This is a genomic window from Citricoccus sp. CH26A (assembly GCF_000224415.1).
Classification (GTDB): Bacteria; Actinomycetota; Actinomycetes; order Actinomycetales; family Micrococcaceae; genus Citricoccus.
On the sequence record NZ_AFXQ01000007.1, the window covers coordinates 27,273 to 42,893 of the forward strand.

The following is a 15,621-nucleotide window of genomic DNA, read 5'->3' on the forward strand; positions in this document are numbered from 1 at the left end:
CAGTGCCGCCCTGACCGGGTGGTGGGCCGGGGCGCGACGTGAGGTCGCGGTGTTGAGGCCCGGGCGCCGGTGCGCCCGGAGAGGACTGCCTCCACCCGGCCCGTCACCGCAGGAGAGAGACAAAGGCCGTGGGGCCGGAAGGGAAGCTGTGTCCAAACAGCGCATCGCCATCATCGGGGCAGGACCGAGCGGGATTGCCGCGCTGCGGGCCTTCGAGTCCGCCCAGCGCAAGGGAGTGCAGATCCCGGAGGTCGTCTGCTACGAGAAGCAGGACGACTGGGGCGGGCAGTGGAACTACAACTGGCGTACCGGCATCGACAAGTACGGTGAGCCGGTCCACTCCTCCATGTACCGCAACCTCTGGTCGAACGGGCCCAAGGAGGCCCTGGAGTTCGCCGAGTACACGTTCGACGAGCACTTCGGCCGGCCGATCTCGTCCTACCCGCCGCGTGAGGCCCTCTGGGACTATATCGACGGCCGGGTCCGGACGTCTGACGTCAAGGAGAAGGTGCAGTTCTCCACCGCCGTGCGCTGGGTCCAGTACAACCGCGAGGACGACAACTTCACCGTCACGGTGGAGAACCTGCGCTCGAAGACGACCTCCTCCTCGGAGTTCGACCGGGTGATCGTGGCCACCGGCCACTTCTCCTTCCCGAACGTCCCGGACATCACGGGCATCGAGACCTTCCCGGGCGCCCTGCACCACGCCCACGACTTCCGCGGCGCGGAGAAGCTGGCGGACAAGCGCGTCCTGCTGATCGGTTCGTCCTACTCCGCCGAGGACATCGGTGTGCAGGCCTTCAAGATGGGCGCGCGCTCGGTCACCATGAGCTACCGGAGCCGCCCCCAGGGCTACGCCTGGCCCGAGGGCATGGAGGAGTTGCCGGGCATCGACCGCGTCGACGGTGAGACGGTCCGCTTCTCGAATGGCGAGACCCGCGAGTTCGACGCCGTGATCCTGTGCACCGGTTACCTCCACAAGTACCCGTTCCTGTCCTCGGACCTGGCCCTGTCCTCGCCGAACACCATCTATCCCGCCGGCCTGTACCGCGGCGTGGTGTGGCAGAAGAATCCCAAGCTGTACTACCTGGGTGCCCAGGACCAGTGGTTCACGTTCAACATGTTCGATGCCCAGGCCTGGTACGTCCGTGACCTGATCATGGGCCGGGCGAAGCTGCCCTCGGCCGAGGAGCGGGCCGCCCACCTGAAGCAGTGGCGCGCGCGCTTCCAGGGACTCGACGGGGACGCTGACGACGTGCGGTTCCAGGCCGACTACATCCGTGAGCTCATCGAGGCCACCGACTACCCGATGTTCGACCTGGACGAGGTCGTGCGGATCTTCCTGGCCTGGAAGCAGGACAAGAAGGAGAACATCCTCACCTACCGGGACAAGCCGCACCGCTCGGTGATGACCGGGACCATGGCCTGTGAGCACCACACCCCGTGGTTGCAGGAGCTCGACGACTCCCTGGAGCGCTACCTGTCCACGCCGGAGCGGGCGGGGATGGAGGAGATCCTCGCGGGCGGCGGTGCCGTGTCCCCACGCTGACGGCTGGGGGCTGGCCTCTGGACAACGACGCCGGCCGCGCACCCTGGGTGCGCGGCCGGCGTCGTGGCGTGTGGGGGTGTCGGCGGGGCTAGAAGGCGATCTTCAGCAGCAGGCCGCGCAGCTGCTTCCGCTCTCGGGCAGAGAGGGTGCCGAGGGTGACGTCCTCGGACTCGAGCAGGATCTCCCGGGCCTTTTCGAAGAGCTCCATGCCGGTGTCGGTAGCGACGATGATCTTGGAGCGCCGGTCCCGGGGGTCCGTCTCGCGCTGGACCGCGCCGAGGGCCTCGAGGGAGTCGACCAGGGCCACGATCTGGCTGGGATCCAGGGCCAGGAACTCACCGAGTTCGCGCTGGGAGGGCTTCAGGCCGCTGGCCGCGAGGGACAGTACCGAGTACTGGCGGACCTTGATGCCCAGCGGTGCCAGCATGTGGTTGGCGTGACTTGAGCCACGGCCCCGGGCGCGGGCCGTGAGGAACTGGATCTGCTGGGCCAGCTCACCGGCGAGGAACCGCTCGGTGCCCTGATCCGCCAAGGCGTCCGGGGCGGACGCGCCCCGGTGGGTGGATGTCGACATAGGGGTCCTCGTGACGTTCGGCCAACCATTGATGTTCTCAAGTGTAGACCCCCTGCCGGTGCTGCGCGCTGGATGGTGAGCCCCGGATCGATAACCGTCGGGCGGGATGCTCGGACAGGCGTTCGTCCGTGCGCCCGGACCGGCGCGCAGCCCGGCGCTCGGCCCGCCGCTGCCCGGGCGGATCCCTCCGGGCGCCGGTCCTTCAGGCCATGGCGAAATTAGATCATTGACTTTCTCAACGGTATGGGCTGTCATGGTGCCAGCAGCACACCTCGCGAACCTCACCCCACGAACGTCACCCCCGAAGGAGAAGCCATGTCCCTCAACGGCAAGGTTGCCATCGTCACCGGTTCCGGCGCAGGACTCGGCCTGGCCTACGCCCAGGAGCTCGCCCGCCAGGGCGCCGCGGTCGTCATCAACGACGTCAACCAGGAGATCGCCGACCAGGCGGTCGCCTCCATCACCGAGGCCGGCGGCCGGGCCGCGGCCGTGGTCGCCCCGGTCGGCTCGTCCGAGACCGCCGACCAGCTGGTGAAGACCGCCGTGGACACCTTCGGCGGGCTGGACATCCTCGTCACCAACGCCGGCATCCTGCGGGACAAGTCCCTGCTGAAGATGACCGACGACGACTTCGACGCGGTCATCAACGTCCACCTCAAGGGCACCTTCACCTGCGTGCGCTCCGCCTTCGCGTACTTCAAGGAGAACGGCGTGGCCGGGCGCATCGTCACGATCGGCTCGCCCACCGGCCAGCGCGGCAACTTCGGCCAGACCAACTACGCCGCCGCCAAGGCCGGGATCGTGGGCATGGTCCGCACCTGGGCCCTGGAGATGAAGAAGGCCGGCGTGTCCGTCAATGCCGTCATCCCGGTGGCCGCCACCGCCATGACCAAGACCATCCCGTTCTTCGCCAAGGCCGTCGAGGCCGACGAGCGCGGCGAGGCCATGCCGGAGTTCTTCCGCAAGGACCTCGGCTTCGGCCCCGCCCGGGACGTGGCCGGGCTGGTCGCCTTCCTGTCCTCTGAGGCCGCCGCGGGCATCTCCGGCCAGGCCATCGGCGTGGGCGGGGACCGCCTGCAGGTCTGGTCCCACCCCGAGGCCGTCACCACCGACTACCACGAGGGCGGCTGGGACTACGAGACCATGCTCTCCGAGGGCAAGGCCATCCTCGAGGCCAACCTGCAGTCCGTGGGCGAGCGGATGCCGGAGCTTCCCGCCGAACTGCAGCCCGAGCCCGCCGGGAAGTAGCCCGCCCGGCGCCCATCGGTCGGACACCCGCCGGTCGGGCGCCCGTCGATAAGGCACCTGCCGACCGGGCGTCGGCCGGGACGCCTCCGGCGGCGCCCGGGCCCCGGGCGCCGCCGCCCGTCATCACCCAGCAATCGCACCCAGGAGGAACCATGGGACAGACCCCCGTGCGCTATGAATGCGCCGTCGACGTGGACGCCATCACCGCCGTGGACATGCACGTCCACCTCGAGGTCGACGACTGCGGCCACGTGGCCATGCCGGACGACATCATGGAGGCCTCGGCGAAGTACTTCAAGGCCGCCGAGCGGACCCCCTCGATCGACTCGATCGCCGAGACCTACCGGGGTCACGGGATGGCCGCGGTGGTCTTCACCGTGGACGCCCGGACCCAGATGGGACACCTGCCGAACTCCATCGACGACCTCGTCGCCGGATGTGCACGGCACAACGACGTGCTGATCCCCTTCGGCAGCGTGGACCCGCGCACCGGACCGGAAGCGATCGCCGAGGCCCGGCGCCAGGCCGAGGAGCTGGGCGTGCGCGGGTTCAAGTTCCACCCCTCCGTGCAGGGCTTCGACCCCTCGGACGGGCAGTTCTCCCCGCTGTGGGCCGAGCTGGAGCGGTTCGGGCTGCCGTGCATCTTCCACACCGGGCAGAACGGCATGGGCGCCGGGCTGCCGGGCGGGCGCGGCATCAAGCTGAAGTACTCGAACCCGCTGCTGCTGGACGACGTCGCCGCCGAGCACCCGGACCTGCCGATCATCATGGCCCACCCCTCGGTGCCATGGCAGGACGAGGCGAACTCGATCGCCACGCACAAGGCCAACGTGTACATCGACCTCTCCGGCTGGTCCCCGAAGTACTTCCCGGAGTCGCTGGTGCGCCAGTCCAACAACGTGCTCTCCCGCAAGGTGCTGTTCGGTACGGACTTCCCCCTCATCACCCCGGACAAGTGGCTGGCCGCGTTCGCGGACCTGCCGCTCAAGGACGAGGTGCGCCCGCGGATCCTGAAGGACAACGCGGTGACGCTGCTCGGCCTGGGCGCGAAACGCGGAACCGGCGACGCCGGCCGGGGCGCCTCTGCGGGCGAGCGCACCGCCGCGGGCGGTGCGGCATGAGCGCCGGGCGCCCGGTCGCCGTCGGGACCGTGATCCCGTCCGACCTGTACGGCTTCGCCGAGCGGCTGACCGAGGCCGAGCGGAGGGTCTTGACGGACCTGCGCGAGCAGCTGCAGTCCACCGTCTACCCGCTCCTGAACGACGCCTGGGACAAGGCCGAGCTGCCCACGGAGCTGCTCGAGGCGGTGCGCGGGCTGGACCTGATGGACCCGCCGGCGCTGCGGGAGGCCGGGGAACCCGTCCGCGACCTGCTCACCGGGTTCCGCAACTTCGAGCTGGCGCGCTGCGACATCAACGTCGGCACGCTGTACAACGCCCAGGCCGGGCTGTTCCGCACGGTCTGCACCCTGGGCGGCTCCCCGGAGCAGTCGCGGGACCTGGACGCGAGGATCCGCACCTACGAACTGACCGGCGTGTTCGGGCTGACCGAGCCGGACCACGGCTCGGACGTGGCCGGTGGGCTGGCCACCACCGCCACCCGGGACGCGGCCACGGGGGAGTGGGTCATCAACGGCGCCAAGCGGTGGATCGGCGGGGCCACCGTCTCCGACGTGGTGGCGACCTTCGCCCGGGACACCGCCGACGGCCAGGTCAAGTGCTTCCTGGTCCCGCGGGATGCCGAGGGCGTGACCATGACGATCATCCCGAACAAGGCCTCGCTGAGGATCATGCAGAACGCCCACATCGAGTACCGGGACGTCCGGGTCACCGAGGCCGACCGGCTGCACGGGATCAACTCGTTCAAGGACGTGGCCCGCTGCCTGCGGAACATGCGCTCGGACGTGGCGTGGATGGCCGTGGGCGCCCAGGCCGGTGCCTATGAGGCGGCCCTGCGGTATGTCCGCGGGCGCGAGCAGTTCGGCCGGCCGATCGCCGGGTTCCAGCTCGTGCAGGAGAAGCTGGCGATCATGCTGGGCAACCTCACCGCCTCGCTGGGCATGGTGGTGCAGCTGACCGAACAGCAGGCGGCCGGGGTCTTCAAGGACGAGAACTCCGCGCTGGCCAAGATGTACACCTCGCTGCGGCTGCGGGAGACCGTGGCCCTGGCCCGCGAGGTGTGCGGCGGCAACGGCATCACGCTGGACACGGACGTGGCCCGGTTCCACGCCGACGCCGAGGCCATCTACTCCTACGAGGGCACCCACGAGATCAACGCGCTGATCGTGGGCCGCGCCGTCACCGGCGTCGGCGCCTTCGTCTGAGGGCCACGCCCCGTCCATCACCGGACGGTCACGGTCCGCCGATCGTGACCCAAAACCATTGCGCTCATCAACCATTGTAATGTAGAACACATTCCTAGGAGGAAACCATGACCGAGACCACCACCCCCACGTCCAGGCTCGTCGTCACGTTCGAGGAGGCCAAGTCCCTGGCCGGCCAGGACCTCGGCGTCACCGAGTGGCGCGAGGTCACCCAGCAGATGGTGAACACCTTCGCGGATGCCACCGACGACCAGCAGTGGATCCACGTGGACCCCGTGCGCGCCAAGGACGGCCCGTTCGGCGCCCCGATCGCCCACGGGTTCCTGACCCTGTCCATGATCATCCCCTTCTGGTCCGAGCTCTTCGACGTCTCCGACGTCAAGACCAAGGTCAACTACGGCCTGGACAAGGTCCGCTTCACCTCCCCGGTGAAGGTCGGCTCCCGCATCCGCATGAAGGGCTCGATCGCCGACGTGCAGGAGGTCAAGGGCAACGGCCTGCACATCGTCGTCGATTCCGTCATCGAGATCGAGGGCGAGGAGCGCCCCGCCGTCGTCGCGACCTTCCTCGCCCGCTTCTACGCCTGAGGCACCCGCCTCCAGGCACTCCGCCCCACTCCACCCCCTCCCGGCGCGAGCCGGAACGCACCCCCGCAGGAGAAACCATGAAGAAGAAGCTCGTCTCACTGCTGGCCACCGCCGCCGTCGCGGGGCTGGCCCTGACCGGCTGTGGTTCCGGTTCACCGTCCGGAGGAGGCGGGGAGAGCTCGCCCGGGGCCGCCGCGTCCGGCGGTACCGAGTCCGGTGGCGCCTCGGGTGAGCTCGACAAGGTGATCGTCGGCGTGCTGCCGATCGCCCCGTCCGTGGCCGTGAAGTACGGCATCGAGGAGGGCATCTTCGAGGAGCACGGCATCGAGGTGGAGCTCTCCACCTCCAACGCCGGTGCCGCGATGCTCCCGGCCGTGGCCAACGAGCAGATCCACTTCGGCGTGGGCAACCCGAACTCGGTCATGAACGCCAACGACCGTGGCCTGGACATGAAGATCGTGGCCGGTTACTCGAACTCCCTGGAGGAGGGCGAGGACATCGCGGGCGTGGTGACCACCAAGGACAGCGGCATCCAGGGCTGGGAGGACCTGGCCGGCAAGACGGTCTCGGTCAACGCCCTCAAGACCCAGGGCGACCTGACCATCATGGAGTCCGTCGCCAAGGCCGGGGGCGACCCCTCGGCCATCAAGTTCTCGGAGATGCCGTTCCAGGACATGCCGGCCCAGCTCGAGCGCGGCAACACGGACGCCATCTGGGTCCCGGAGCCCTTCCTGACCAGCTCCCTGGCGAATGAGGACAACCAGCTGGTGGGGTACTCCTTCCAGGATTCGGTGGCCGGCATGCCCACGATGGTGACGTTCAGCTCGGGCAAGTTCACCGAGGAGAACCCGGAGCTCACGCAGCGGTTCGTCGACGCCATGACGGAGACGCTGGCCGCGGCCGACGAGGACCCGGACGGCGCCCGCGCCCTGCTGCCCGAGTTCATCAGCCTGCCCGAGGAGGCGGCGAAGAACCTGAAGATGGAGAAGCTCTCCGGCGAGATCCGCAAGGAGCAGATCGAGGAGGCCGGGCGGTTGATGGTGAAGTACGGCTTCATCAGCAACGACCCGGACGTGGAGAACCTGTACTGGGAGGGCTCCCAGTGAGCTGACGCCCACGCCCCCGGTGCGTGACCCGCTCACGCCACTGCGACGCCCCCGCCCCGGACCACCCGGGCGGGGGCGTCGCGGTCTGCGCAGGACACCGGGGCGGCGAGGGACGGACGGCCTGCTGCCCGAGCAGGCCGGTCCCGTCCCTCCCGGACTGCCGGGCGGCCCCGGTCAGGCCGGGTCGTGGTGGGGAGGGGCGCCGGTGTCGTGGGCCAGGACGCGCCGCAGCAAGGCGGTGAGCTGCTCCGTCTCCTCGGCCGTCAGGGGGTTGAAGAGCTGGTCGTTGACCTCGAGCGCCGGGTGGTACATCTCCCGGAGCAGGTCCCTGCCGGAATCGGTCAGGGTTGCCACCCGACGGCGGCCGTCCCGGGGGTCGCGGGAGACGGTCACGTGGCCCTGGGCGGACATGCGGTGCACCAGCTCGGTCAGGGTGGCCCGGTCCACGGCCAGCTGCTCGGCGATCTCGGACTGGGACAGCCCACCGACGGACCGGGCCAGGCACAGCAACAGGCCGAACTGGATGGAGGTGTGGTCGGCCGAGACCTGCTGCGTCCAGAGACGGCCGTGGCGGCTGAGCAGCCGCCGCACCGCGAGGCTGTGGAACTCCTCGGCGGTGGCGAGTGTCTGACCGTCGTCCTGCATGGCTCTCCATCCGTAGAACAGTTGAGATCGTTAATGGAATTCTCTTGTTTGCCATTGTGACGGCTGAGTAGAGTGTGAGTCACCTTACAGGCTGGGCGACCCCCTCGACCCAGCCTCGCGACCGCTCCTGCGGTCGCGGATCACCGCATGTCACACTCCAGGAGCACCCGATGATGAGGAATGTCCGACTGGTCGCCGTGGGCGCGGCCGCACTGCTGGCCCTGACCGCCTGTGGATCCGGTTCGCCGTCCGGTGGTGGCGCCACCACCGGGGCCGCCACGGAGGGGTCCGGCAGTGAGTCCGCCGCCGCCGGTGACCTGAAGCAGGTCGAGGTCGGGGTCATCCCGATCGTGGACGTCGCGCCGATCTACCTGGGCGTCGAGGAGGGCATCTTCGAGAAGCACGGCCTCGACGTCACCCTGACCCTGGCCCAGGGCGGGGCCGCGATCGTGCCGGCCGTGCAGTCCGGGCAGATGGACTTCGGCTTCTCCAACGTCACCTCGCTGGCCATCGGCCGTGCCCAGGGACTGCCGCTGAAGCTGGTGGCCACCGGCCCGCAGACCACGGGCGACTCCGAGGACGACTTCGCCGCCGTGATGGTCCCCGAGGACTCGGACGTGAAGACCGCCGCCGACCTCGACGACAAGCGCATCGCCGTCAACACGCTGAACAACATCAACGACACCGTGATCTCCGAGGGCATCCGCCAGGACGGCGGGAACGCCGAGTCCATCGAGTACGTGGAGATGGCCTTCCCGGACATGGTCGGGCAGCTGGAGGCCGGCAACGTGGATGCCATCGGTGCCGTGGAGCCCTTCGTGACCATCGCCGAGGCCGCGGGCGCGCGCCGGATCTTCGCCCAGTACGCGGACCCGATCCCGGACCTGTCCGTGGCCGGTTACTTCACCACGGACCAGATGATCGATCAGGACCCCGAGCTGGTGGACGCCTTCGTGACCGCCATGAAGGAGTCCCAGCAGTACGCCACCGACAACCCGGACGAGGCCAAGGCCATCCTGCCCGAGTACACCTCCCTGGAGACGGACGTGATCGAGCAGCTGACCATGCCGCGCTTCCCGCAGGAGCATGACATCGAGTCGCTCGAGCGGGTCATCGAGCTCTCCGTGGAGGGCGGGCTCATCGACGAGGCGCCGTCCGTGGAGGACCTGGTCCGCCAGTGACGGTTCTCGCGCCCTCCCCGTGGGGGCGTGAGGCCCATCCCCGACGGTGCGGGCAGTCCTCCCCGGTGGCCTCGGCCGCCGGGGAGGACTGCCCGCACCGTGGTGTCCGGGGTGGTGTCCGGCGCTGGAGTAACCCCCTGGCCGACGCTTGCGTGTCCTCGATAACTATTGAATTGCTCAACTAAATGTTCCACACTGAGGGGAGTGCGGACAGGGCACGTCAAGCTGCAGAGGAGTCGGGAATGTTCAACCGCGGGATCGGTGACTGGATCCACCGCAGGCGCGTGAAGTCCGCAGGGCGCACCGCCGTGATCAGCGCGGCCGGCGAGCTGACCTATGACGAGTGGGCGGTCCGGATCGACCGGCTGGCGAACGCGCTGGCCGCCCTCGGCGTGCGGGGCGGTGACCGCGTGGCCTACCTCGGCGAGAACTACCCCTCGTTCCTGGAGACCCTGTTCGCGGCCGGTTCCCTGGGCGCCGTGTTCGTGCCCCTGAACACCCGCCTGGCCCCACCGGAGATCGCCTTCGCCCTGGAGGACTCCGGGGCCACGGTCCTGATCGCCTCGGCCACGCTGGAACCGCTGGCCGTCGCCGGAAGCCGCGGGACCGGCGTCGGGACCCTGGCGACCGTCCAGGACGGCCCGCCGGCCGCCGTCGAGCGCCGGGATGGGGACCTGGAGGCCCTCGACTACGAGGGACTGCTGGCCGGCGGTGACCCGGTGCGCCCGGACGTGGCGGTGGACCTCGATGACCTGGCGCTGATCCTCTACACCTCCGGGACCACGGGCAAGCCGAAGGGCGCCATGCTCACGCACGGCAACCTGACGTGGAACGCCTTCAACGTGCTCACCGACCTGGACGTGACCAGCGAGACCCGGGCCCTGATGATCGCCCCGATGTTCCACGTGGCCTCCCTCGGCATGGGGGCGCTGCCCACGCTGCTCAAGGGCGGGACCCTCGTCCTGGAACCGCGGTTCGAGCCCGGGCGGGTCCTCGAGCTGATCGGCAGGCTCCGGATCACCAGCATGGCCGGGGTGCCCACCACCTACCAGCTGCTGGCCGAGCACCCCGACTGGGCCACCACCGACCTGTCCTCGGTCCGGATCCTGACCTGCGGGGGGTCCGCCGTGCCGATGCGGGTGCTGGAGGCCTACGAGGAGCGCGGGCTGTCCATCGCCATGGGCTACGGCATGACCGAGACCTCGCCCGGCGCCACGGTCCTGCCGGCGCACTACTCGCGTGCCAAGCAGGGGTCCGGCGGGCTGCCGCACTTCCACACCGCGGTGCGCGTGGTCGACCCGCTCGGACAGGTGTGCCCTCCCGGGGAGGTCGGGGAGATCCAGGTCCAGGGCCCCAACGTCATCACGGCCTACTGGAACCGGCCCGACGCGACCGCCGAGTCCTTCGAGCAGGCCGAGGACGGCACCTGGCTGAAGACGGGGGACATGGGCTATCGGGACGAGGACGGGTTCCTGTTCATCTCGGACCGGCTCAAGGACATGATCATCTCCGGTGGGGAGAACATCTACCCGGCGCAGGTCGAACAGGAGATCGCCCAGCTGGAGGCCGTGGCGGCGGTCGCCGTGATCGGCGTCCCGGACGAGCGGTGGGGCGAGGTGCCCCGCGCGGTGGTGGTGGTCCGGGAGGGCCACGAGCTGACCGAGGACGAGGTCATCCGGCACCTGGACGGCAGGCTCGCCCGGTACAAGGTCCCCAAGTCCGTGGTGTTCGTGGACGAGATGCCCCGCACCGCCTCGGGCAAGATCCGCAAGCCGGACCTGCGCCGCCGCTACGGGGGCTGAGACGCGGTCCCCGGGGCCCGGACGGCTCGCCCCCGTGGACCCCGAGGCCTACCGGGCGATGGACGGGCGCCGCGCCGTCACGGCGATGCTCACCGGCTGACCGCTCAGGCCGGGGTGCCGGCGGAGGACTCCTGGGACAGTTCCTGGGGATACAGCTCCTCGAGGAGCCTCAGCCCGCGCTCGGCCCAGCCGATCTCCGTCTCGGCCCGGGCGACCAGTCCCTCGTAGGTGTACCGCTTGAACGCCGCGGTGCGGTGGTGCTCCTCCGGCGGCACGGACCGCAGGCGGCGGGCCAGGGTCTCGGAGGTGCCGGCATCGATCTCGTCGATCTGCTGCTGCCAGGCCGCCTGGATCTGCCGGGTGTGCTCGCGGTAGGCCTCCAGCTGGGCGCGGGCCCGCTCCGGATGGGCGTACTCGAAGTAGGCGGCCCGCAGGTGCATGGGGTCGCGGTCCCGCGCCCACTGCAGGTCGGAGTCCATCCACTCCCGGAAGGACTCCCGCCCCGCGTCCGTGATGGTGTAGGCGATCTTGCGGCCCTTGCGCCCGAACGGGACCTCCTCGGCCTCGAGCAGGCCGTCCTGGGTCATCCGTCGCAGCTCCGGGTAGATCTGGGAGTCCGGGGCGTGCCAGACGTTGCCCACCGAGGAGCCGAACCTCTTGGCGAGGTCGTAGCCGGTCATGGGCTCGACGACGAGCAGGGCCAGCAGTGCATTGCGCAGGGACATGGCGTGGGTCCTTCCCGCTGGGGCAGCCGGTCCGCTCCACTGTAACCGCCCGCCCGCGGAAAGCCACTATGAGGATAGGTACGAGTCGGGCCCGGTGCGGCCCACGGCCGGCCGGCAGGCCCGTCCGGCCGCCGGGATTAGAGGGCCGCGTTGAGCACCGGTGCCAGCCGGCGCATGCCCTCGCGCAGCACCTCCGGGGCCACGAAGGAGAAGGCGAGCCGGAAGTGCGGGTTCGGGCCGACGTCGGGCGTGAACGCCGCGCCGGGCACGAAGACGACGCCGGCCTCCGCGGCGGTGTGCATCAGCGGCAGGGTGTCGATGCCGTCCGGCATGCGGGCCCAGACGAAGAAACCGCCACCGGGCCGGGCGTACATGATCCGCGGGTCCAGGGACTCCTCCATGGCGTCGACCAGGGCGTCGCACCTCCGGGCGTACTCGACGGCGCAGCGGGCGACGTGGCCCTGCCAGTCGAAACGGGTGAGGAAGGCCGTCGCGAGCATCTGGCTGGGCACCGAGGGACAGATGTACGCCGACTCCGCGGAGAGGTAGAACTCGCGCAGCAGCCCCGGCGGCACCAGCGCCCAGCCGATGCGCACGCCGGGGGAGAAGATCTTGGAGGCGGTGCCGAGATAGATGACCTGGTCCCGGTGCTCCGCCGCGATGGGCGGGACCGGGGCGTCCTCGAAGCCGAGCTGGCCGTAGGGGTTGTCCTCCACGATCAGCACGCCCTCCTCGCGGCAGATCCGCGCCACCTCGTCCCGCCGGGCCGCGGGCATGAGCGCACCGGAGGGATTGGCGTAGGAGGGGATCGTGTACAGGAAGGCCACCCGGCGCCCCTCGGCGCGCAGCCGCTGCAGGGTCTGGCGCAGGAACGCGGGGATCAGCCCCTCCTCGTCGGTCGGGGTGGTGACGGCGTCCAGCTGCCAGGTGTTGAAGGTGTTCAGCGCGCCCACGAAGGTCGGGTCCTCCACCACGACGACGTCGCCCGGGTTCCCGAGCATCCGCGCCGCGGTGTCGATCCCGGCCTGGGAGCCGGGGGTCACGACGACGAGTTCCGGGTCCGCGCCCTCGATGCCGTCCGCGGCCATCACCGAGCAGGCGGCGTCCCGCAGCTCCGCGGTCCCCTGGCCCGCCCCGTACTGCAGGGAGAGGTGGCCCTGGCGGGAGACCAGCTCGTCGGCGACGCGTCCCAGCTCCTCCAGCGGGAGGTCGTCCAGCCACGGATTGCCGCCGGCCAGGGAGACCAGGCCGGGGGACATGGCCAGGTCGAACACGTCCCGCACGGCGGACTGGCGCACGCCGCGGGCGCGGTCTGAAAGGAACGCTGAAGGATCCATCACCGGGTCGATGCTAGCAACGCCACCGCACCGGTGAGAAGGGCCGGGCCCGTTCAGGAACCGGTGGCCCCCATGCCCTCGGTGATCTCGTCGGTCGGCTCCGCGCCGGGGGCCGGGGTCGTGATCTCCTCGCCGAGCTCCAGGGGGGTGAGGCCGAACAGGTCCTCGACCAACACCCCGTCCACGTAGACCTCCGCGTTCGGCACCCCGGCGGCCGCGGCGGCGGTCTGGTTGAGCTGGGCGCGGATGCGGTAGGACTCGCACTGGCTGCGACTGACGAGGTCGCCGGTCAGTTCCAGCGCCACGGTGTCCCCCTCGACGCGGTGGGACACGTAGGCGAGGTCGTCCTCGGAGGGGTCGAGGGAGTTCGTGACGGCCGGGTCCCCGTGGCTGTACTGCTCGTCGGTGAGCAGGAAGCCGATGGCCGAGGCCACGGGATCCTCTGTCTGCACCGGCACGGAGGTGACGCGGACCAGCAGGTCCTGGCAGGCGACGTCGCGCCCGGTCGTGTTCGGCGGGAAGTCGCCGTTCAGGGCCACGAAGTACAGCGGCAGTTCCACGTACCCCTCGGCGGAGACGGTCGGCAGGGGGCCGTCACCACCGTCCGGCGACTCGGTGGGGTCGGGGAAGAGGTTGCAGCCGGCCAGGGCGACGGAGGCCGTCACCGCGCCCAGTGCGATCGCGACGGGGCGCAGGGGTCGGCACGCGCTCATGGAACTCCTGTGCTGCGGAAGGTCGCGGGCCGGCTGGTCAGGCGTCCGCGGAATGACCCGACCATCGTACTCCGGAGCGGGGCACGGCACGGGCAAGTAGGTGGCCGGGGCCCAAGAACGGGGTGGGCCCCGGCCGGTCTGGCGGCGATCCGGCCCTCGGAGGGGGGATGAGTAGACCGGCTTTCTCGCCAGACTCTGTACCGCGGGCGGGTGGCCCGCGGAAACTTGGTTGAGAAATCAATCCTCTCATGCCGAGGCCCACCGGCCAAGGTCTCCCACCGGGTGGAGGGGTGTCGTCCGCCCTCGGCGGAACCCGCGGCGCGGGCGTGTCCTCGCCCCCTGCACGGGCCGTTGCCGGGGGCCTCGGCGGCGACGCCGTCCTGACCTGCGCGGACGGTCAGTCCTGGGACGCGTCGTCCGTTTCCCCGGCGTCGACGGAGGCGTCCTGCCCCGCCTCGGCGGAGCGGGCCTCGGCGCGGCGGCGCACCCAGGACTGGACGTCGTCCGGATGGATCCGGCGGTGGGTGCCGCGGTAGGTGACGGGGATCTCGCCGCGATCGGCCAGCTGGCGCAGGTAGGTGTTCGAGACCCCGGCCAGCCGGGCCGCCTGCGAGGTGTTCAGCCAGCGGTCCTGCTGCGCCACGGAGACCTGGCCGCCCGCGGCGAGGCGGTCCAGCAGGTCCAGCACCGCCGCCGTGGCCGCCGAGCCGAGCCGCACCGTGGTGCCGTCGAGCACCACGGTCGCATCCGGCGTCGGGCCCTGGGCCGTGCCAGGCCCCGGATCCCGCTCCGAGCCCAGCCCGGGGATGCGCCGCAGGATCGCGAGCTCGTCCTCCGGCAGGGGGCCGTGGGTGGCGCTGCGGGACAGCATCGGGATCTCGTCAGCCATGGCCCGAAGCCTACCGGCGCCCGTGAGGCCGAACACGGGTGAGTAACTTTCGGCGGCGGTAGGCTGGAGGCCATGCCCTTGCGTAACCGACGAGCTGCTGCCCTGCCCGCCAAGCTGAGCCGGTCCTGGCTGCTGGTCAACGCAGCCCGGCCGGAGGACTTCGCGCCCGGGCTGGCCTCGGAGGCAGACTCGGTCCTGTTCGACCTCGAGGCGGCCGTCCCGGACGAGAAGAAGGACGCCGCCCGGCAGTCCGTGGTGGACGCGCTCAACGGCGGCATGGACGCCTGGGTCAGGATCAACGGCATCAACACTCCCGACTGGCAGAAGGACCTCGAGGCGCTCTCGGGCGCCCCCGGGCTCCGCGGGGTCATGCTGGCCCTGGCCGAGGAGCCCGAGCAGGTCACCCTGACCGCCATGCGGATGCGGGCCGGCACCCCCGTGATCGCCCTGATCGAGACGGCCCTGGGCCTGGAGAACGCCACGGCGGTGGCCCGTGCCCCCGGCACCTTCCGGCTCGCCTTCGGCACCAACGACTTCCGCAAGGACACCGGCATCTCCGACGAGCCCATGGCCATGGCCTACGCGCGGTCGCGGCTGGTCATCGCCTCCCGCGTGGGCAAGCTGCCCGGCGCGATCGACGGTCCCCCGGCGGTGGCCGACAGCGAGGAGACCGTGGTCGAGACCTCCAGGACCACGGCCTCAATGGGCATGACCGGCCGCCTGTGCCTCAACCGGGACCAGGTCGACTCCATCAACCGCGCCCTGTCCCCGTCCGAGGACGAGGTCTCCTGGGCCGTGGAGATGCTGCAGGCACACCAGGCCGGGGCCTCCGTGGGCGACGGCTCGTACCTGCCGCGACTGGCCCGCGCCCAGAAGATCGCCGACCTGGCCGACTCCTACGGCCTCTGGAACGCCTGACCGACCACCCCCACCCGCTGCCCC

The 15,621-nt window shown here is 70.5% G+C and carries 15 protein-coding genes; 9 read left to right on the top strand and 6 right to left on the bottom strand.

Going from position 1 to position 15,621, the window contains the following annotated elements:
• The first annotated feature begins 148 nt into the window (after positions 1-148).
• Complete coding sequence (locus CITRI_RS0106120) at positions 149-1,549, top strand: NAD(P)/FAD-dependent oxidoreductase (protein ID WP_010143793.1); 1,401 nt, start codon at positions 149-151, stop codon at positions 1,547-1,549.
• Between the two features lie 88 nt (positions 1,550-1,637).
• Here the strand turns inward: CITRI_RS0106120 and CITRI_RS0106125 are convergent, their stop codons facing one another.
• Positions 1,638-2,123, bottom strand: coding sequence for a MarR family winged helix-turn-helix transcriptional regulator (locus CITRI_RS0106125; protein WP_010143794.1), 486 nt, complete (start codon positions 2,121-2,123; stop codon positions 1,638-1,640).
• A gap of 315 nt (positions 2,124-2,438) precedes the next feature.
• On the opposite strand from CITRI_RS0106125, the gene CITRI_RS0106130 reads away from it, so the two are divergent.
• The 5 genes from CITRI_RS0106130 (at position 2,439) to CITRI_RS0106150 (ending at position 7,387) form a co-directional block, all read left to right on the top strand.
• Positions 2,439-3,371, top strand: coding sequence for an SDR family NAD(P)-dependent oxidoreductase (locus CITRI_RS0106130; RefSeq protein WP_010143795.1), 933 nt, complete (start codon positions 2,439-2,441; stop codon positions 3,369-3,371).
• Positions 3,372-3,523: 152 nt separating this feature from the next.
• On the top strand, positions 3,524-4,492 hold the full coding sequence (locus tag CITRI_RS0106135; protein ID WP_010143797.1) for a 4-hydroxyphenyl-beta-ketoacyl-CoA hydrolase: 969 nt from the start codon (positions 3,524-3,526) through the stop codon (positions 4,490-4,492).
• The gene (locus CITRI_RS0106140; protein WP_010143798.1) at positions 4,489-5,694 is read left to right on the top strand and encodes an acyl-CoA dehydrogenase family protein; all 1,206 of its coding nucleotides are present in this window, start codon (positions 4,489-4,491) and stop codon (positions 5,692-5,694) included. Before CITRI_RS0106135 ends, CITRI_RS0106140 begins: the two co-directional genes overlap by 4 nt.
• Positions 5,695-5,801: 107 nt before the next feature.
• Positions 5,802-6,281, top strand: coding sequence for a MaoC family dehydratase (locus CITRI_RS0106145; RefSeq protein WP_010143799.1), 480 nt, complete (start codon positions 5,802-5,804; stop codon positions 6,279-6,281).
• 77 nt (positions 6,282-6,358) lie between these two features.
• A complete protein-coding gene (locus CITRI_RS0106150) occupies positions 6,359-7,387 on the top strand; it encodes an ABC transporter substrate-binding protein (protein ID WP_010143800.1) in 1,029 nt (342 codons plus the stop codon).
• 174 nt (positions 7,388-7,561) lie between these two features.
• Here the strand turns inward: CITRI_RS0106150 and CITRI_RS18370 are convergent, their stop codons facing one another.
• Positions 7,562-8,032 carry a MarR family winged helix-turn-helix transcriptional regulator gene (locus CITRI_RS18370; RefSeq protein ID WP_010143801.1) on the bottom strand — a complete coding sequence of 157 codons (471 nt, stop codon included), beginning with the start codon at positions 8,030-8,032 and terminating at the stop codon, positions 7,562-7,564.
• A gap of 173 nt (positions 8,033-8,205) precedes the next feature.
• Between CITRI_RS18370 and CITRI_RS0106160 the strand changes: the two genes are divergently transcribed.
• Both CITRI_RS0106160 and CITRI_RS0106165 read left to right on the top strand, forming a co-directional pair.
• Positions 8,206-9,213, top strand: a complete 1,008-nt coding sequence (locus CITRI_RS0106160; protein ID WP_040385868.1) for an ABC transporter substrate-binding protein — start codon at positions 8,206-8,208, stop codon at positions 9,211-9,213.
• A gap of 242 nt (positions 9,214-9,455) precedes the next feature.
• Complete coding sequence (locus CITRI_RS0106165; RefSeq protein ID WP_010143803.1) at positions 9,456-11,015, top strand: long-chain fatty acid--CoA ligase; 1,560 nt, start codon at positions 9,456-9,458, stop codon at positions 11,013-11,015.
• 104 nt (positions 11,016-11,119) lie between these two features.
• Here the strand turns inward: CITRI_RS0106165 and CITRI_RS0106170 are convergent, their stop codons facing one another.
• The 4 genes from CITRI_RS0106170 to CITRI_RS16580 all read right to left on the bottom strand — a co-directional run bounded on the left by CITRI_RS0106170 (position 11,120) and on the right by CITRI_RS16580 (position 14,679).
• Positions 11,120-11,740 (bottom strand): PadR family transcriptional regulator, encoded by a 621-nt coding sequence (locus CITRI_RS0106170; RefSeq protein ID WP_010143804.1) that lies wholly within the window; start codon positions 11,738-11,740, stop codon positions 11,120-11,122.
• A 137-nt stretch (positions 11,741-11,877) separates the two neighbouring features.
• Positions 11,878-13,077: a PLP-dependent aminotransferase family protein gene (locus CITRI_RS0106175; protein ID WP_040385835.1), complete on the bottom strand. Its 1,200-nt coding sequence runs from the start codon at positions 13,075-13,077 to the stop codon at positions 11,878-11,880.
• Positions 13,078-13,130: 53 nt separating this feature from the next.
• Complete coding sequence (locus CITRI_RS16575) at positions 13,131-13,790, bottom strand: hypothetical protein (RefSeq protein ID WP_010143807.1); 660 nt, start codon at positions 13,788-13,790, stop codon at positions 13,131-13,133.
• 397 nt (positions 13,791-14,187) lie between these two features.
• Positions 14,188-14,679, bottom strand: coding sequence for a helix-turn-helix domain-containing protein (locus CITRI_RS16580; RefSeq protein ID WP_010143808.1), 492 nt, complete (start codon positions 14,677-14,679; stop codon positions 14,188-14,190).
• 72 nt (positions 14,680-14,751) lie between these two features.
• Here CITRI_RS16580 and CITRI_RS0106190 point away from each other — a divergent pair, with 72 nt between their 5' ends.
• A complete protein-coding gene (locus CITRI_RS0106190) occupies positions 14,752-15,597 on the top strand; it encodes a CoA ester lyase (protein ID WP_010143809.1) in 846 nt (281 codons plus the stop codon).
• Positions 15,598-15,621 lie beyond the last annotated feature (24 nt).